At 70.6% G+C, this 17,483-nt stretch carries 19 protein-coding genes; 10 read left to right on the forward strand and 9 right to left on the reverse strand.

The window, feature by feature from the left end; translation table 11 throughout:
- Positions 1-26: 26 nt before the first annotated feature.
- Positions 27-539 carry a TolB family protein gene (locus ACTWNK_RS16475; protein WP_474304848.1) on the reverse strand — a complete coding sequence of 171 codons (513 nt, stop codon included), beginning with the start codon at positions 537-539 and terminating at the stop codon, positions 27-29.
- A 138-nt stretch (positions 540-677) separates the two neighbouring features.
- Here ACTWNK_RS16475 and ACTWNK_RS16480 point away from each other — a divergent pair, with 138 nt between their 5' ends.
- A complete protein-coding gene (locus ACTWNK_RS16480) occupies positions 678-1,286 on the forward strand; it encodes a dihydrofolate reductase family protein (RefSeq protein ID WP_474304849.1) in 609 nt (202 codons plus the stop codon).
- 104 nt (positions 1,287-1,390) lie between these two features.
- On the opposite strand, the gene ACTWNK_RS16485 is transcribed toward ACTWNK_RS16480, so the two are convergent.
- Positions 1,391-2,263 (reverse strand): hypothetical protein, encoded by an 873-nt coding sequence (locus tag ACTWNK_RS16485; RefSeq protein WP_474304850.1) that lies wholly within the window; start codon positions 2,261-2,263, stop codon positions 1,391-1,393.
- Positions 2,263-2,574 carry a hypothetical protein gene (locus ACTWNK_RS16490; protein ID WP_474304851.1) on the reverse strand — a complete coding sequence of 104 codons (312 nt, stop codon included), beginning with the start codon at positions 2,572-2,574 and terminating at the stop codon, positions 2,263-2,265. Before ACTWNK_RS16490 ends, ACTWNK_RS16485 begins: the two co-directional genes overlap by 1 nt.
- Positions 2,575-2,750: 176 nt before the next feature.
- Here ACTWNK_RS16490 and ACTWNK_RS16495 point away from each other — a divergent pair, with 176 nt between their 5' ends.
- Together ACTWNK_RS16495 and ACTWNK_RS16500 are read left to right on the forward strand one after the other, a co-directional pair.
- Positions 2,751-3,083 (forward strand): hypothetical protein, encoded by a 333-nt coding sequence (locus ACTWNK_RS16495; protein ID WP_474304852.1) that lies wholly within the window; start codon positions 2,751-2,753, stop codon positions 3,081-3,083.
- Positions 3,080-3,475 carry a MerR family transcriptional regulator gene (locus ACTWNK_RS16500; protein WP_474304853.1) on the forward strand — a complete coding sequence of 132 codons (396 nt, stop codon included), beginning with the start codon at positions 3,080-3,082 and terminating at the stop codon, positions 3,473-3,475. The genes ACTWNK_RS16495 and ACTWNK_RS16500 overlap by 4 nt, the downstream gene beginning before the upstream one ends.
- 52 nt (positions 3,476-3,527) lie before the next feature.
- On the opposite strand, the gene ACTWNK_RS16505 is transcribed toward ACTWNK_RS16500, so the two are convergent.
- Positions 3,528-4,427, reverse strand: coding sequence for a LysR family transcriptional regulator (locus ACTWNK_RS16505; RefSeq protein WP_474304854.1), 900 nt, complete (start codon positions 4,425-4,427; stop codon positions 3,528-3,530).
- A gap of 114 nt (positions 4,428-4,541) precedes the next feature.
- Between ACTWNK_RS16505 and ACTWNK_RS16510 the strand changes: the two genes are divergently transcribed.
- Positions 4,542-4,994, forward strand: a complete 453-nt coding sequence (locus tag ACTWNK_RS16510; protein ID WP_474304855.1) for a cupin domain-containing protein — start codon at positions 4,542-4,544, stop codon at positions 4,992-4,994.
- The gene (locus ACTWNK_RS16515) at positions 4,991-6,316 is read left to right on the forward strand and encodes an MFS transporter (RefSeq protein WP_474304856.1); all 1,326 of its coding nucleotides are present in this window, start codon (positions 4,991-4,993) and stop codon (positions 6,314-6,316) included. Before ACTWNK_RS16510 ends, ACTWNK_RS16515 begins: the two co-directional genes overlap by 4 nt.
- A 25-nt stretch (positions 6,317-6,341) precedes the next feature.
- On the opposite strand, the gene ACTWNK_RS16520 is transcribed toward ACTWNK_RS16515, so the two are convergent.
- From ACTWNK_RS16520 to ACTWNK_RS16535, 4 genes are read right to left on the reverse strand one after another with little or no spacing between them, the layout of a single operon-like run.
- Positions 6,342-6,734 (reverse strand): hypothetical protein, encoded by a 393-nt coding sequence (locus tag ACTWNK_RS16520; RefSeq protein ID WP_474304857.1) that lies wholly within the window; start codon positions 6,732-6,734, stop codon positions 6,342-6,344.
- A complete protein-coding gene (locus ACTWNK_RS16525; protein ID WP_474304858.1) occupies positions 6,731-9,412 on the reverse strand; it encodes a hypothetical protein in 2,682 nt (893 codons plus the stop codon). The genes ACTWNK_RS16520 and ACTWNK_RS16525 overlap by 4 nt, the downstream gene beginning before the upstream one ends.
- Positions 9,413-9,417: 5 nt before the next feature.
- A complete protein-coding gene (locus ACTWNK_RS16530; protein WP_474304859.1) occupies positions 9,418-10,230 on the reverse strand; it encodes an alpha/beta fold hydrolase in 813 nt (270 codons plus the stop codon).
- A gap of 7 nt (positions 10,231-10,237) precedes the next feature.
- Positions 10,238-11,104 carry a hypothetical protein gene (locus ACTWNK_RS16535; protein WP_474304860.1) on the reverse strand — a complete coding sequence of 289 codons (867 nt, stop codon included), beginning with the start codon at positions 11,102-11,104 and terminating at the stop codon, positions 10,238-10,240.
- Between the two features lie 560 nt (positions 11,105-11,664).
- Here ACTWNK_RS16535 and ACTWNK_RS16540 point away from each other — a divergent pair.
- The 5 genes from ACTWNK_RS16540 to ACTWNK_RS16560 are packed head-to-tail and all read left to right on the forward strand — an operon-like array spanning position 11,665 to position 16,569.
- The gene (locus ACTWNK_RS16540) at positions 11,665-12,879 is read left to right on the forward strand and encodes a cytochrome P450 (protein ID WP_474304861.1); all 1,215 of its coding nucleotides are present in this window, start codon (positions 11,665-11,667) and stop codon (positions 12,877-12,879) included.
- Between the two features lie 26 nt (positions 12,880-12,905).
- Positions 12,906-14,573 (forward strand): AMP-binding protein, encoded by a 1,668-nt coding sequence (locus ACTWNK_RS16545; protein WP_474304862.1) that lies wholly within the window; start codon positions 12,906-12,908, stop codon positions 14,571-14,573.
- Positions 14,574-14,584: 11 nt separating this feature from the next.
- On the forward strand, positions 14,585-14,857 hold the full coding sequence (locus tag ACTWNK_RS16550; protein WP_474304863.1) for an acyl carrier protein: 273 nt from the start codon (positions 14,585-14,587) through the stop codon (positions 14,855-14,857).
- A gap of 16 nt (positions 14,858-14,873) precedes the next feature.
- The gene (locus ACTWNK_RS16555) at positions 14,874-15,527 is read left to right on the forward strand and encodes a 4'-phosphopantetheinyl transferase family protein (RefSeq protein ID WP_474304864.1); all 654 of its coding nucleotides are present in this window, start codon (positions 14,874-14,876) and stop codon (positions 15,525-15,527) included.
- Between the two features lies 1 nt (position 15,528).
- Positions 15,529-16,569 carry a lipase family protein gene (locus ACTWNK_RS16560; protein WP_474304865.1) on the forward strand — a complete coding sequence of 347 codons (1,041 nt, stop codon included), beginning with the start codon at positions 15,529-15,531 and terminating at the stop codon, positions 16,567-16,569.
- Between the two features lie 27 nt (positions 16,570-16,596).
- On the opposite strand, the gene ACTWNK_RS16565 is transcribed toward ACTWNK_RS16560, so the two are convergent.
- Complete coding sequence (locus ACTWNK_RS16565; protein ID WP_474304866.1) at positions 16,597-17,373, reverse strand: class I SAM-dependent methyltransferase; 777 nt, start codon at positions 17,371-17,373, stop codon at positions 16,597-16,599.
- Between the last annotated feature and the right edge of the window lie 110 nt (positions 17,374-17,483).

The raw sequence follows: 17,483 nt of genomic DNA on the forward strand, positions 1-17,483 counted from the left end.
GGACCTGTCTGCGACCTCCGGCAGCGTCAGGGGCGGGTGGCCAGGACGAGCGACACGACGGTGCAGGTGGCCGAGGCGCTGTCGTTGGCGCTGTCGTCGGCGTCGGCGGTCTTGACGGCGTCGTCGTCGCTGGTGAAGGCGAGCCGGGTGCCGTCGGGCGACCAGCGCGGACGGCGTGCGTCCTGGATCAACGCACTCTGCCCCGAGCCGTTGGCGTTCATCACATGGAGTGCGAACGGGAAGACGTCGAAGTCGGTGTAGGCGATCCTGGCTCCGTCCGGTGACCACGAGACCGCGCGTTTGGACACGTCGGCGCCTGTGGTGAGCTGGGTCTTGCCGCTGCCGTCCGGGTTCATCGTCCACACCTGGACGCGGTCGGGGCCGGAGGTCGCCTCGTGGACGTAGGCGATCTTGGTGTGAGCATCGTCGCGAGGATCGGCACGACGAGCCGGCGGGCGATGACAGCAGTGCTGCTTGGCGGCTGCGCGGGCATGGTGATGGCATTTCTCCTTCGTGTCCGGCCTGGCACACTCCGTCATGCGACCGGGCACAGGTGCAACCTCACAACGAAAAGCCGGTCGCGCCCGGTGCCGCGTTCACACCACGTTCACGGCGCGGTTCCTAGACTCCGCTGATCCGGGCTGAAGGCCGTATCCGCAGAGGAAGCAGGAGGACCGATGGCGAGCAAACTGGTGGTGGGCACGTTCCTGTCGCTGGACGGGGTCATGCAGGGGCCCGGCGGTCCGGGCGAGGACGACTCCGGTGACTTCCCGCACGGCGGGTGGCTGGCTCCACACGTGGACGAGGGGTTCGGCCGCATCATGGGCGCGCTGTTCGAGCGCGCCGACGGCCTCGTCCTGGGCCGCCGCTCCTACGACCTGCTGGCCTCGCACTGGCCGCACGTCCCCGACGAGGAGGGCGGCGCGAAGATCAACAGCATGCCGAAGTACGTCACCACCCGGCAACCGCTGACCGCGGACTGGCGCAACAGCACGGTCCTGCGCGGGGAGGCCGCCACGACGGTCGCCGAGCTGAAGGAACGCACCGACGGCGTACTGCTGGTCCAGGGCAGCAGCGACCTGCTGCGCACGTTGCGCGAGGCCGAACTGGTGGACGAGTACCACCTGCTGGTCTTCCCGGTCGTACTCGGCCGGGGCAAGCGGCTGTTTCCCGAGGGCAGCGGCGCGGCCGGGCTGAGGCTGCTGACCTCGGAGGTGACCGGGGCAGGTGTCGTGTATGTGGCGTATGCGTGCCGGGGGGAGCCGGTGTACGGCTCGGTCGCGTAGGCGAGGGTCTCCGCAGAGGCTGCCGGCCGAGGGGCGTGGTCCGGCCGCGTGGTTGATCGACTTGGGGCACAGGAGTGGGTAAGCGGGCTTGTTGGCGTCGTCGTTCACCGTCGTTCCCAGGGGAAGTCGTAGGAGCCGTCGGCGTTCTGGTGTGGGGTGTGCGGGCCGGTGATCGTTTGTCGGGCGCCGACGGTGTCGTTGACGGCTTTGGCGCCTGCGGCCTGGGGGAGGCCGGGCGGGAGTGGGCGGCCGGAGGGCGAATGCCCGGACAGGCCCCGGGCGGTGAGGTCGCGTTCGATGCGGTTCGCGGTGCCCCAGAGGAGCAGGGGGCCTTGGGCGAGGGTGGCGGTGGCCAGGTCGTGCAGGCTGGAGGAGTCGTCGTCGGTGGCCACGTCGGCGGTGACGGTGGCGGCCAGGGTCGCGGCGCAGGCGTGCAGGAGGGTGTCGAGTCCGCGTTCGACCGACTGGTAGGCGCGGAACATATTGATCAGCGCGTTCAGTGCCGCGAGCCTGGCTCCCGCGGCGCTGAAGGGTGCGACGCTCGCCGCCAGCACCCAGGCCGCGACCGTGGCCATCGCGGCGGCCACCAGCCATTGGAAGGCGATCATCGCGAGCATCGCGGCGCCGGACATGGACAGGACGGTCGCGGTGACCAGGGCGCGGATCTCGATCCCGAGCAGGTCGCCGAGGAAGCGGTCCATCCGCTGCTGGAAGGCGCGGCCGTCCGCGCTGCGCCACCCGTTCCGCGCGACGCCGGACACCAGACCGCCGATCCGGTCGCGGGCCTGCCGTACGTCGCGGGCGGCCTTGTGCCAGGTCCGGGCCCCGTCGAAGAAGGCCTGGGGGTCGTACTGGTGGATGTACATCCTGCTGACGAACAGCCATCCGGCGGGCAGGCCGAGTGCGGACAGCGTCAGCGCCGCCCCCGTGCCGACCCGCAGGCTCAGTCCGGCCAGCTCGGCGCCTCGGTCGAGCATCAGGCCGGCCGTACCGTGCTCGCCTGTTCGGCCGCGTGCCACAGGTCGGCCGCGGCGCCCACCTCGTCGTGGATGCGGACGGTCTGCTCGGCGGTGTGGCGCAGCTCGCGCATCGTGTACGCCTCGGCCTGGCCGTAGGCGACGGCGAGGGAGTAGGTGAAGGAGGTGTAGGCCGCCTCCGCCACCGTGAGGCCGACCAGGGCGGACAGGGCGTCGTCGAGCGGTCCGGCGGCCTGGCCGAGCCCGGCCCTGATCGTTCGCAGCCGTTCGTGCTCGATGGCCACCTCCTGTGGTGTGGCGGGGGCGGGCATATGGCTTCTTCGTGGCTCGGTGCCGGGCAGCGCATGGGTTCAGCCTTGTCCATGGCGGGAGTGCGCGGATCGGTGCATACGCAGGCTCTACGGGAATGGCACGGGTCTATTCGTGATCTTGACGCGTGCTGTCCGGGCTTGTATCCCGTACCCGGGTACGGGCTTACCGTCGAGGCATGACACAGGATGAGGTCTGGGCGCCTTCGGCGTGCACCCTGCCCACGGCCGAGCGGCCGCTGCGGGTGGCCGCCTTCGACGCGTTGTTCGCCGAGGCCGTGCTGGGGGTGTCGCGGCCCGGCGCCGGGCGGCTGCGGCTGGAGCTCGCGCCTGGTCCGGAGCACGCGGCCAGGGCGGCCGGGCTCTGCGCACGGGAGAGCGGGTGCTGCTCGTTCTTCACCTTCACGCTGACCATCGGCGGGCGCGGATCGGTGCTGGAGGTCGCGGCGCCGCACGAGCACGTCGCGGTGCTGGACGCCCTGCAGGCCCGCGCGGCCGGCCGGACGCCGTGACGCCGTACCTGCGCAGTGGGCAGGTCGCCACGCGGGCCGGGGTCAACCCGCAGACCCTGCGCTACTACGAACGCCGGGGCCTGATCGCCGAGCCGAGACGCAGCCCGGGCGGGCACCGCGCGTACCCGCCCGAGACGGTCGGCCTGCTCATGGCGATCAAAGCCGCCCAGCGACTCGGCTTCACACTGGACGAGGTGGCCGACCTGATCGCCGTCGGCCGCCCCAGGCCGGACCTGCGAGCCCGGGCTCAGGACAAGATCGCCGAGCTGGACGCGCGTATCGCCGGCCTGATCGCCGTCCGGGCCGCCCTCGGCCGGGTGGCCGACGCCGGATGCGAGAGCCTGACCACCTGCACGTGCCCCGACTGCCCACTGCGGACCGCCACGCGGTGACAGGCCGGGCGCATCCGCGGAGAAGGCGATCCCAAGCCCCCGCCACATCTGCTCATCCCGCCGAAGCATCCGCCCCCGCCGACCCCACCTCCATCACCGCCCGGAGCAGATGCCGAAGCGCAGGCGCAGGCGGCCCTGGAGGCACCGCCAGTGACGTGACAAGAGCGGGTGCCGCCAGCGGGACAATGCGGACCCTGGGCAGGACGGGAAGGTCGACGACCTGGTAGAAGACCGTCCAGGACGGTGGGGACGCGCCGATGGCGGCCAGCGTGTCCAGCAGTGTGGTGAACGGGGGACCGAGCAGGGGAGCGGCGCCGGACCGGTGCAGGGTGTCGACGATGAGGTCGTGGAAGGGTGGGTTGTGCTCGCGGGGCGCCAGGCGCAGGGGCAGGGGGGCGAGCTGTTCCAGGCGGAGTACGGGCAGGGCGGCGAGCGGGTGGGAGGAGGGGAGGGCGGCGAGGAGCGGGTCGCTCCACATGGGCAGCAGCTCCAGGTTCGGCGCCTCGGTCAGGGCGCGGACCAGGGCGGCGTCGAGCTCGCCCGACCGTACGGCCGCCAGCCGATCGACCAGCCCGAGCCGGTGCAGCCGTACCTGAAGGCGTGGCGCGAGGACCGCGAGCTCGGTCAGGAGGCGGTGCATGCGATCACCGGGGCCCTGCACGCTGCCCAGGCGCAGGATGCCGTCCGCACCGGCGGCCAGGTCGGCGGCCACCTGCCGGGCCTGGTGGGCGGCGGCCAGGACGGCACGCGCCTCGGGCAGCAGCCGCTCCCCGGCCCCGGTCAGCCGCACCCGGCGGGTACTGCGGTCGAACAGCGGCACGCCGAACTCGCGCTCCAGCCGGGCGATCTGCTGACTGACCGCCGCCTGGACGATGTGCAGCCGTTCGGCGGCCCGGGTGAAGCCGCCTTCCTCGGCCACCGCGACGAAGTACTGCAACTGCCGCAACTCCATGCGATCCCCCTCCGATCCATCACGATTCGTGATCGACATCGGTAGCGAACGCTTCTGGTCGCCTGTCGTGTTCCGCGTTCGAATGATGCGGTACCCGATATCCAGGAGTTGATCATGAGTTCGCTGGTCGTGGAGTCACATGAGGCCGAGTACGTGCCGCTGCCGGACGGTGGCGGATTCCGCCTGCTGGCCGACGCGAACGCCACCGGCGGCGCGCTGGGCGTCAACCGGCTCAGCCTCGCCGAAGGCGCGAACGGCGCCGCACCGCACGTCCACACCCTGTCGACGGAGGCGTTCTACGTGCTCGACGGCACGATGGAGTTCCTGCTCGGCGACGGCATGGACACCGTGGGCCAGGGCGGCCTGGTCGTGGTCCCGCCCGGTATGCCGCATGCCTTCGGCGCCGCGCCGGGCAGTACGGCCGAGGTGCTGGTGGTCCTCACCCCGGGCGTCGAACGTTTCGACTACTTCCGTGCCCTGAGCCGCGTCCGGCACGGCCTGGAGTCGTCCGACGGCCTGCGGGCCCTGGGCGAGCGCTGCGACGTGTGGGGAGTCGACCCCCGATGAGTACCTTGTCCGTCACGCATGGCCCTGGGCCGGTATCGATCGCACTGCGCCTGGGCGGGTTGTTCGGTCCCACGGTCTTCGGTGTCACCGCCGCGGGCGTGGCGCTGCCCGCGGTGGGAGCCGCGCTGCACGCCGACGCGGCGAGTGTGGCCTGGGTGCTGACCGCGCACGCCCTGGCCCTCGGCGTGGGCACCGCGCTCTTCGCCAGGCTGGCCGGTACGCGGGGAGTACGCGTCGCGCTGCTCACCGGGGCCGTGGTCCTGGCCGTCGGCGCCGTCGTCTGTCTGCTCGCGCCCGGTCTGGCGGTACTGGTGGTAGGCCGTCTGCTTCTGGCCGCGGGGTCGGGGGCGATGGCGGCGTCCGGTGGCGCGCTGCTCACGGCGGGGGAGTTCGGCGATCGGGCGCGGATCCTGGGTGTGTACGGCGTCGTGATGGCCTGTTTCGCGGCTGGCGCGACCTTGGTCGGCGGGCTGGTCACGACCTGGCTGTCCTGGCGGTTGACCCTGGTTCTGCCCGCTCTGTCGCTGCCGGCCGTGCCGCTGTGCCTGCCGTACGCGACGCGGGCCGGTTCGGGGCGTCGGCTCGACGTCGGCGGGGCGGTCGCGCTGACCGTCGCGGTGAGCACGCTGCTGATCCTCGTTCAGGGGCGCAGCCTGGGGCTGCGGCCTCCGGTCGCCTTCGGCCTCGCTCTCGTGCTGGCAGTGGCCGCCGTGGTTCTGGTCCGGCGGACGCGTCGGCGGCCCGAGGGGTTCGTGCCCGTCGTGGTGGTCGGCGACGGCGGGTTCCGGCTCGCGGTCGCTGTCGGGATCGGGGTGTTCGGCGGGCTGTTCGCAGGGATGTACGCGGTGCCTCAGGTGCTGGCCGGTCACGGCTGGAGCGTGCTGATGATCGGGGCCGCGCTGCTGCCCGGGGCCTGCGCCGGGGCTGTGCTGTCACGCCTGGCCGGACGGCTGGGGCCGCTCGCCGGTCGTCGGCTGCTGGCTGTGGTGGCCCTGGTCACGGCGGTCGCGTACGGGGTGGCGGGCTCGGGGGTGGGCGGCGCGTGGGTGGTGGTCGCGGCTGCGTCGCTCAATCTGGCGGCGTTCGCGCTGACCCAGGTCGTCCTGCCCGCGGACATCGCCGCCCGGTTTCCGGTCGAGGTGCGCGGTATGGGCATGGGGTTGCTGAACCTGAGCCTCTTCGTCGGCGGCGCGGCGGCCTCGGCGCTCGCCGGAGCGCTGTCGGCGGCTGCCGGGCTCACCCAGGTTCTGGCGGTGATCGCGGTGTTTCCGCTGCTGACGGCGGTGGTGAGCATGCGCGGACAGAAGGCGCGATCGGCATGACGAAAGTCCTCAGACGAGAAAGCCCTCAGACGAGAAAGAAGGGAATCGCCGAGCCGATCAGCAGCGCGAGCGCGACCCCGATCGTCCAGAAGATCTTCTGCTGGCGTTCGCGCACGGCGTCCACGAACAGGGAGCGCTGTTCGCGGGCCGACAGCCGGGCCGCGCTCTGCTGCGCCTCGGCACGGGCGTACTGCAGCAGCACCGCCGCCACCCCGGCGAAGATCGCCCCGGCCACCATGAACAGCCCGGACACGATGGCCTCGGTCCGCCGGGGCCCGGAGTCGAACACCGCCGAGGTGACGAGGTTGATGCCGGTGCCGGTGATGATCCCGACGAAGAGGTTCATCGCCTCCGGCAGCGGCAGGCAGAGGACCACCGCGAGCTGGAACCCGGAGAAGCCCGCTCCGCCGCCCCTCATCGGCGTTCCGCCATGAGGGTCCAGTTGCCGTCGCCGTAGATCTCGGGGCCGAGTTCGTCGACCGCGGCGATGTAGGCGATGATCCCCTCGGACGACAGACCGGCCGCGGCCTGGGCCCGGTCGTACTCCGCGCATCTGCGGCGAAGCCCCCGCCAGCGGTGCAGCTCGTTGCGGACCTCGATCGGCACGGGACGGCCGGGTCCGCCCAGGCTGTCGCGGGCCTCGACCTCGGCGTCGCAGCGCCGCTGCAGGTCGGTGAAGGCCTCCTTGGCACGTTCGAACAGGATCAGCAGGTCCCGCTCGATGACCTCGAACAGCCCGCCCCACTCGCGGCGGTCGCCGTACAGGCGCTCCAGGAATGCCGGGAGTTCCTTGCGGGCCGTCTCCCAGATCAGGGCGACGAGCGTGCGGGCGACATAGGGCACCTTGCTGCTTTCGTCCTGGGTGTCGGCTGCGGAGAGGTTGGCCGACTCCCACGACCTGGCGTCCCCGGCCCAGGCGATCAGGCGGTTCAGCTCTTCGGACAGATCGGCCCAGCCGTGGCCGAAGAGCAGCGACGCCTCCAGCGTCTGGGCGGCGTCGACCTCCTTGCCCTGGGCGGTCCACTCCTCGCGATGGCGGTGGATGCGCTCCAGCGCTCCGGCGATCGCGTCGTCGCGCTTCGTCCCGGACATCGCCAGGGCGAGCAGGACCAGCGCCGAACTGTTGACGGTGGTGTTCCAGGTGCCGGTCCCGCTGGGCCACATCCCATCGCAGAACGGTCCATGCGGAGCCTCGGTGAGCAGCCAGCGTACGGCCGAGCGCAGGACCCGGCTCGTCGAGGTGCGCTCGCCCATCTGCGCGAGCCCGACGCACACACGCGCCGTGACCCACGGGACACGGGAGGGATAGAACGAGCCGTCGGGCGCCTGCGACCGCTCCGCGACGGCCAGCAGGTTACGGCTACGCGCCGGATCGGGTTCGAGCGCGGCCCCCTCGAAACCGAGCAGCAGCCCGAGCACCCACGTGCGGTGGAACCGGTCGGCGTCGACCTCGGACGCCTTCATCGCGAACCTGCCGTCCAGCTTGTCCTCGGCCGCCATGCGCTCCAGGATCTGGGTGAAGTCATCACGTTCAGCGGTCGCGCCGCCGACCGGCGCGGGCAGGCGCACACCGTCGGGAACCGGCCAGGCCGTGCGTACCCAGGCGGCGATGCGGCGCCAGTCTTCGGTCATCTTCAGCTCGGCGAGCGCCTCACCGGCGAAGATCGCCGATGCCACGTTGTTGGCCCAGGACGCGTCCACCTCGACCTGCCTGCCCACGTACTGGGCCAGCGTGTTCAGGCTGCTCCACACCTCCAGCAGGGACGCCCGGTCCGCCGCCTGGCGGGCGTCGATCTGCCGTGCGTCGAGCCGGTCGAGCGTGTTGCGGATCTGCTCCTCGCTGGCGTCGCGCAGGTAGGTGATGGCGATGTTCACCGGAGTGCCCTCGACGCCGGCCGGGCTCAGCGTGCTGAGATGGCGCGCGACGAACCCGGCGAACGTACGGTGCCCGAAGTAGATGTAGTCGCCGCGGCTGCGAAGGATCTTCCCGTTCAGCAGACCCCGGGCGGCCTCCTGCCCGGCGAGGCTGAGGTCGGCGACGTTCAGGTCGATCTCGAACATCGCCAGGCAGCACACCCGCCATAGGACCTTCAGCTCCTCCGCGCCGGGTACGCGGGTGCCGATCAGGGCCTGGAACGCGAGTTCGGCGATCCGCACCCGATTGGGCAGCTCCCGGGTCTCCAGATAGAGCGACAGGGCGATCTCGGCGATCAGCGCGTTGCCCGACGCGACCTCCCGCAACCCCTTGCGCACCGCGGGATCGGCGACGGAACGTTCCCCGATGATGGCCTCGACGAGTGCGGTGCCGTCGCAGGTGCCGACGGCGAGGGTGATGTCGTAGTCGGCCAGCACCCGGCGGAACTCCGGCCAGGCCAGGACGAGCGGTTTGACCGCCGCCCGGTCGAGGCTCGCGCAGAAGCGCAGGAAGGTGCCCGCGGCGGCCGGATTGCACTGCGCGTCGTCCAGGACGAGCAGGGCGAACCCGGTGGGCGCGCGACGCCGTCTCATCAACGCCAGCAGGCAGGCCAGGACCGTCGCCTCCGGGGCCGCGAGGTCGAGCCAGAGCACCGCGCCGCCGCGCTGGACGTGGTCGCGGGCCACCTCGTCGGCGACGATCGTCTTGCCCGACGCGCTGTGGCCGAGCACCACGACGCCGTCGCCGTGTCGCAGCCGCCGCGTCAGCTGGGCCTTCAGCGGAGAGCTGACGCGGACCTCCTCCGGGATGTCCTGCACCCGCCGCTCGGCCGCCGCGAAGGCGCCGGCCATCCGCTCCAGCACCTCGGCGGAGGGGATCTCGGGGACGAGGTCGGCGAAGCTCCCGGCGAACACCCTGTGCAGCAGCAGGCCCGCGAGCGACTGCTCACGGGCGAACGCCTCCCGCATCTCGGCGACGGGCACCTCGCCGCCGAGGCCGAGGTCGGGGAACTCCAGGCATAACGCGTGGTCATCGCCGCCGTCCCGCACGCTCAGCCGCCAGCGCAGGAGCATGTCCTCGCCGTCGGGCGCGTTCAGCTCGACGAGGACGAGCCGGCAGGCCGCCTCTCCTGACCTCCGTCCAGGAAGCGTCAGGAACTCCACGATGTCCTTCTGACGCATCTCCGTCAGCCCAGACGGCGTAGAAAGTCCCCGATATGCGTCTGCAGCGCGTGCTCGCGTCCGGCGAAGTTGTGCGGCGCCTCCGGAACGCATTCGGCCCGCACGCCGTCGAGCTCGGCGAGCGGGGCGAGCGCCTCCTGCGGCGAGGGGAAGGCGGCGAAGTCCGACCCACCGACCGCGACGAGCGTCTCGACGCCGAGCGGGGCGATCCAGCGGGCCTGGTCGCCGTCGCGGGAGCGGAACACATCCCACGGCCCGCCGGGCTCGCTGATCGCGAGATACGTGCCGGAGGACAGCGGCCAGTGGCCGAAGACGTCGGTGGGCACCCAGGCGGCGGGGTCGCCGTGCATGGCCTCCTGGACGCGGGCGCGGTTGGCCTTGACGGTTTCGGCGTCCTTGCCGCCGTTGAAGGCGACGATGTCGAACGGCGCGAGCAGCACGACGCCCGCGAGCTCCACCCCGGGCGGCGAGAGCCGGTCGTCGGCGAGCGCGCGGATCAGCTTCAGCGCGCCCAGGCTGTGCCCCTGCAGCACCAGGCGCGAACCGGGACGGGTGAGGGTCTCCAGCCACGCGCCGATCGCGACGAGGGAGGATTCGAGCGTCTCGTCGATCGAGCCGCCGTCATGGCTCGGCAGATTCACCGAGGCGTATCGCCAGCCGCCCTCGACATAGGTGCCGGCCACGGCGGTGGCGAACGGGTTCTCGTAGAAGTTGCCCCATGTGCCGTGGAAATGGATCGCCAGGTCGTCGCTCTGGCCCACCGACATGCCGTGCAGAGTGCCCGAGACCGACGCGCAGGTCACGAAATCAAACTTCATCGGCCGTTCACCCTCTTTTCCGCAGGACCACCCGTGTATATCGGGTGGGATAGAAATCGAGAGAGACATCCGCCACTTCGATGTGCTCGATCAAGAAGTGACGTGCGAGAACCGCCTCCGCGTCCCTCGGGGTATTGAACGAGGTGCTCGTAATATGCTGTCCATAACGCATCGCCCGTGCGAGCACATTATGCGCCGGTACGAGATGCGCGTAGGCGCTATTCTCCCACATCTCCATGATCTTTTCAGCGAACTTTTCCCGTATGAAGTTCGCCCGGTCCTGCTCCTCTTCCAGAGGCGTTGTCCGGAGTGTGGTGATGACACGCCCTTCGCTGGTGAGCATTCGTTTCCATGCGGCGAGAACTCCGTCGACCGCGCCGAGTCCGAATCGACTGAGAAAGGCATCTGCACAGATAAGGTCGACACCGCCCATGTGCCCCGGTAGGTCCCTTATGTCGGCCCGCATCACCCTGACTGGCCAGCCGCACCGCTCGGCGAACCACCCACAGGCGAACAGCGGAGTCGCGCACACATCCGTGACCATGGTCGTCATCGCAGGTCCCCGGGTTTCGGCCATCGGACTCAGATAGGCCAGGAGGGAATAGTCGGCGGCGCCGGAAACCAGGACCGAGACATTCTCGCCCGCCGTACGGGAGAACGCGCGCAGGGTTCGCCGGTAGAAATCGCCGTGCCAGGTGGGGGAGGAGACCGCGTCCAGCATCCTGAGGTACTGCCACGAACCGTGGTACCAGGAACAGCCTCCCCGACCGGCGAAGCACAGGTCGGCTGCCTTTTCGGCCACCAGTGGGGCGGATAAGGGGAGCAGCGAGCGAAGGATGTCCTCGGTGCGGGCGAAGTCCTCGAAAAGTTTCACCAGAACCCCCGGCGTCGCCGATTACCGCGGAATACAGCTTCTGCCTGGCTCATTCTTATCATGGGGGTCGCCGCGCATCGGGATGGCGCGATTCGGTCCTGCCCGGTATTCGCTCACGAGGGTGAGGCGGCTGGGATTCCAGCTTGACGCGTAGTTCTGTTCGAGAATGGCGCATCGCGCGGTTTCGGGTATGTGCGGCCGGGCGTGTATTGAGTCTGAGGGACGCGCGCGACGGGCCGGGTTCCGTAGTCGTCGGGGGCGCGCGGGGCGTGGTGCAGGGCGAATGCCAGAGTTGTGCTGATGTGACGGGAATTTCGCTGTAGGACGGGATCGCCCGCGATTCGCCGGTAGCGTCGCTGAGCGGTTCGGTCATCATCCGGCCCAGAGTCGCGCCGGGACCTTCTTGGGGCCGAGCAGGTCGTCGGCCCGCTGGGCGCGAGCAGGGGCAGGGGGTGCGGCTGAGAGCGAACGGTCGTCCCGGCGGCTGAAACGAAGGCTTGACCACCCATCTGGGCGTGACGTTACGTACGTGCTACTTGCCGTCATCGGGGGGAGGCGCCATGGGAGTGGCCGCCTTGCTGGCTCTGCTGACCGAGGAAGGGCACGCGGACCCCTGGGAGCGGTATCGCGAGTTGCGTGCCTCGGGGCCGGTGTTCGTCGCGGGGCGGCGGGTGGTGGTCAGTGGGTTCGATGCCGCTCACGAGGTGCTGCGCGATCCCGCGCACCACAATCGGAACGCCGTCTGGGCCGACGCCGCCTGGCCGGGGTGGCGCGCGCGTCCCTCCGTCGACTGGCTGATGAGGGGCATGGTGTGCGCGGGGCCCGGCGACCGTGAGGTCAGGGCGCTGTTCGGGAGGAGGTTCCTGTCGCGCGGGATCGAACGGCTCAGGCCGATGGTCGCCGCCGTCGCGGACCGGCACACCGCGGCCTTTCAGGTCGCGGCGGCGGCAGGGGGTGCCGACGCCGTCACCGGGTTCGCCAGACCGCTGGTCATGGAGATCATTGCCACGCTGATGGACCTTCCTCCGTCCGATCGGGCACGGCTGGCCATGCTCGCCTCGAGGTACGGGCGTGCGGTCAACCTCGACCCGCCGGGCGACGCGCTCGCCGACGCGGCGGTGGAGGAGCTCATGGGCTACTTCGCCGACCTGGTCGACCGCCGGCGCGGCGGTACGGGGGACGACCTCGTGACCGAGATCGCCGGCGCCTGGGCGCGTGAGGACACCAGAGGACTGGTCGCCGACCTCGCCTTCCTGCTCGTGGCGGCGATCGACACCAGCTTCAGCATGATCGTCAGCGGGCTGATCGAGCTCATGGACCGCCCCGGCCTCATCGCCCGCCTCCGGGGCGAGCCCGGCTTCCCCGCCGCTTTCACTCGGGAAGTCCTGCGATACCGCCCACCCCTGACGATGATCGGCAGGTGGGCGACCCGCGAGGTCCTGCTCGACGGTGTACGGCTGGCGCCGGGCACACTGGCCCTGGTGCTGGTGGAGGCGTGCAACCGCGATCCCGCACGGTACGCGGCGCCCGACACGTTCGACCCCGGTCGTTTTCTCGGCGCCGCGCCTGCTCCACCGCCGCTCAGTTTCGGAGCGGGAGCGCACTACTGCCTGGGGGCCGCACTGGCCGAACTCATCGGCGCCGAGGTGTTCCGCAGGGTGGCCGAGGCGCCGGGCACGTTCTCTCCAGGCGGCGCCCCTTCGCAGGAGTTCGTGGTGGTCGCGCGGGCCTACACCGCCGTACCGGTCCGATTCGATCGACAGACGTTTACTTAAAGTAGCTATATAACTACGCTATGTATATGGCGCTGTGCTCCTCTCCTGCCTGTTTCTCCGCCGACACCGTGCCCGCAGCCCTGAACGCCGCCTCGTACTCGGACGAAGCCACGCTGATCTTCCCCGAAACCGGCGAGCACCTCAGCCTGGCCGACCTGCACGCCAGGGCGACAGCGCTCGGCCGGGGGCTGGTGGGGGCGGGAGTGCGAAGAGGAGAGGTCGTCGGCATCCTGTCGCCCACCGCTCCGCAGACGCCCGTCACGCTGCTGGGGATCATGCTCGCGGGGGCCGCCGCCACCATCCTGCCGACCACACCGTTCAACCATGACGCCACCGCCCATCGGCTGAGCCGGATCATCCGGCGAACCGGCATCAGACGCCTGGTGGTGGCGGCGCCGTACGAGCCGATCGCCGCAGCGCTGCGGGAAAAGCTGCCTCACCTGGAGGTTCTTCCCGCCGATCTGGCGGCCACCGCTTCGCCGCTGCCGCGCGTGGGACCGGAGGACCTGGCCTACGTCCAGCTCAGCTCCGGGAGCACGGCGGCGCCCAAGGGCATAACACTGAGCCACCGCACCCTGCTGGCCGGACTTGAGGCGACGGTGCGCTCACTCGACATCGGCCGCGACGACGTGCTGGTCAGTTGGCTGCCCCTGCATCACGACTTCGGCCTGGTGAGCATGCTGGCCACGGCACTCGCGGGGGGCCGCTGCCACCTGTTCAGCCCGCAACGATTCGTCCGCGACCCCTACGCCTTCCTCGCCCATCTCGCCGAGCACGGCGGCACGATCTGCTGCGCGCCGAACTTCGGGTTCGAGATGATGCTGTCCGCGCTCGACGACCGGCGCGGTCCGCTCGACCTCTCCCGCTGGCGGATGGCGGTGAACGGCGCCGAGCAGGTCACCGCCGAACTGGTCCGCGACTTCGCCCGCCGCTTCGCCGCGTGGGGCGTGCGCGCTTCGGCGATGCGCCCCGGCTACGGACTGGGCGAGGCCACGCTGATCGTCACGGTCTCGACCGGCCTGCGCCCCGTGCGCGTTCTGCACGTGGACCGCGAGCACCTGACATCGACAGGCCAGGTCGTGGAGACGTCCGATCCTGCCTGCGGCCGGGCACTGGTATCGCTGGGCCCGCCCATCGCCGGCATCGGCCTGCGCATCGCCGACCGTGCCGGCGGCGTCGCGGCCGACAGAGCCCTCGGTGAGATTCAGGTGCGCGGACTCCCGGTCAGCACCGGCTATCTGTACGACGAGGAGGCGACGGCGGCGTTGTTCGACGGCCCCTGGCTCCGCACCGGCGACCTGGGCTTCATGGACCAGGGCGAGTTGTTCATCGTCGGCCGGTCCAAAGACATGATCGTCATCGCCGGGCAGAACTACTTCCCCGAGGATGTCGAGGACGTCGTCCGTACCGTTCCCGGTGTGCACAGGGGCAACGTCGTGGCCGTGTGCGACGGTGACGAGCGGCTCACGGTCGTGGCCGAACTCGGCCCCGGAGCCGACCGGAACACGGTCGTCGGCGACATCAGGGCGCGCGTGCACGCCACCGAGGGGCTGCCCGCCGTGGCCGTGCGACTCACCTGTCCCGGCGCTCTTCCCCGTACGACCAGCGGGAAGCGGCAGCGCGACCTCACCCGCTCCCTCCTGGCCACGGGAGGGCTTCCGATGCCGCGGAGCAGAGCTCCACGGCCGACCTGATGGGATGACAGATGACCGCCACCGCCCCCAGTCGCGATGACCTCCTGCGATCGGTCAAGGCCGACATCGCCGCCGAACTCGGCACCGACCCGGCAGCGATCACCGAGACGACCCGGCTGCAGGACATCGGCGACGCCTCCTCTATCAAGATCATGCGCATCGCCATGCGTGCCGAACTGACGCACGGCGTCACACTCGTGACACCCGAGACCACCGTCGCCGACACCATCGGCGGCTTCGTCGACCAGCTCCAGTCAGCGCTCACCGCCCGATCCGCCGCCTGACCCTCCCATGGGCCGGGTGATCACCGTCATCGCCGCGTGGCAGGACGTACCTCCGCTCGGAGACCAGCTGCTCAGCGTCGCCGAGCGCGCGACGGCGGCACGCCTTCCCGCGTGGCGGCTGCCGGAGTTCACCGCAGGACGGCTCACGGCCAGGGCGGCGCTCGCCCTGGCCGCAGGCGGCCTGCCCGCCGACCTGGAGATCGGCAAAGCCGGCGACGGGGCGCCCGAGCCGCGCAGGGCCGGCGTCGTCGACCCGTCGTGGAGTGTGTCCATCTCGCACTGCGGGCAGCTGGTGGCCGCGTCGGCGGGGCCCGGCCGGTGCCGCGTCGGCGTCGACGTGGAACGGCTCGACCCCGCCAACGCGCGGTTGCTGCCGATGATCACCAGTCCCGCCGACGACGTGCCCGGCTCGACCGACACCACGCTGCTCTTCGCCTGCAAGGAAGCAGCGTACAAAGCGACCAGGGGTAGTCGGCCGAGCCTGGCCGGCTACCCCGTACGCGCTCGCCCCGGCGGCGAGCTCAGCGTCGGGGCGGGCGCCGGACGACTGCGGGTGACCTGGTCGCTGTACCGCGAAGCCGTCGTGGTCACCGCCTGCACCGCCAGGCGTGCGCCTCGCGTGGTCGTGCTGAGCTCCGCCGAACTCCTCGCACTCATCGGAGGTCACTGACATGACACTTCAACGGCAGCTCAACGGCAGGCTGCTGTCGGCGGTTCCCCTCGGCCCCGGGCTGTGGCCGCAGCACACCGGGTCGGCGCACCGCATCGTATACAGCGGCCAGCGGCACGACGGCGCACCCACTCGGCTGACCGGCGCCCTCTATCTGCCCGCCACGTCGCACGCGGGGGCGACGCCTGTCATCAGCTATGCGCACGGGTCGACCGGAATGGGGGACTGCGGCGCGCCCTCGGTGGTCGGGTTGAGCCCACCCGAACGCCGGTTCGCCGCCGGATGGCTGGCCGCCGGGTACGCGGTCGCGGCCTCGGACTACGAGGGCATCGGCACGCCGGACGATCATCCGTGTATCAACGGCAGGGCGATAGCCGACGATCTGGTGGACGTCGTCAGGGCGGCCAGGGAGTTCTCCGATCGGCTCGACAGCCGCTGGATCACGGTCGGGTTCTCACAAGGCGGGCACGGCGCGCTGTTCACCGCCGCTCTCGCCGCGACGTACGCGCCCGAACTGCGGCACCTGGGCACGGTGGCGCTGGCCCCTCCCACCTTCGTGTACGAGAGCCTGCGCGACCTGACCGCCGATCCGCACGCGCCGCTGTCGCCGTTCGTGACCATGGTGCTGGCCGGGCTGTCGGTCGCCCATCCCGAGTTCGTTCCCGGCGACCTGCTCTCGGCCGCGGGCAGCCGCGTGATCGACACCATCATGCAGGCGGACCTGATGGGGACGATCAAGGCCGGGATGCTGCTCACCAACCAGGACGCGGGAGCCGTCGGCATCTGCGACGACCCCCGCACCCGAGAACTGTGCGCCAAGCTGGAAGCGCCCATCGAACTGCTTCCCGCGCCGGTGTTCCTGGCGCACGGCACCACGGACGCGCTGACCGATCACACCCGTACGCAACGCATGGCGGCCGAGCTGTCGGCCTGTGGCAACGACGTCACCTGTGTCGTGTGTCCCGGTGTCGACCATGTGTCGATCCTGGATGCCGCCTTGGGCGCCGCTCTTGCCTGGGCCGGTGCGGTGTTCGGCCGCTAGGTCGCGCGGTGGCGGTTCGGTGGTGTCTCAGTGGGGTCTGGGTGTCGCCTTCGTCGTGTTGCCGGGGGTGTCTGTCTTGAAGATCGCGGTGACGAAGAGGCTGAACTCGGTGAGTGCGGTGGTTCCCTCTCGCATGTCGACGACGTGCAGACCGTGGGTTGCGAGGTAGTGCTCGAGTTCGCGGGGGAAGATGAGGCGGAAGCTCACGTAGTCGTCGTATTGGCCGCCGCCTTCGATCTGCCATGTGCGTCGCCGGGTCAGGAGTTGGGTGTGGTGGTCGAGGGTGTAGTCGGCGCTGGCCACGGCGCGGAAGTCGCCGTGCTCGATGCGGAAGGTGCTGGGCAGGTGGGATCCGCGGGGGTCGATGATGGCGTTGATGATCTCCAGGACGACGACGGTGCCGGGCTGGCTGTGTGCGGCCAGGGTCTGGATCGCCTGGGTGAGGTCGGTGTTGTGCTGCATGTACGACAGGACGAGGCCGAGGCAGACGATGGCCTCGAAGCGCTCTTCGAGCCGGAAGGTTCGCAGGTCGCCCACGTGGAGTTCGGTGTGGGGGAGTTTGTGGCGGGCGAAGTCGATCATCTGGTGCTGGACGTCGACGCCCACGCACCGGGGTACCCGGCCGGTGAAGTACTCCAGGTCGCGTCCTGTGCCGCAGCCGGCGTCGAGCAGGGACAGCGGTGGACGGCCGAGGTGGGTGGTGAACAGTTCCTCGCACAGTCGCGGGCTGGCGTGGCCGGTGCCGTGGTAGACGGCCTGGTAGAGCTCGGGACGGGCGTAGAGCAGGTTGCTGAGCTGCTGCATGAACGACTCCCAGGCTGTTTTGATGTGCCCGATGAACCGGTGTTGTCGCCTGTGGTGAATGGTCGGGCACGCAAGGTGGTCAGTCAACACGTGGTCAGGAAGCCTTCACC

It is taken from the genome of Nonomuraea sp. IBHARD001 (assembly GCF_056106265.1).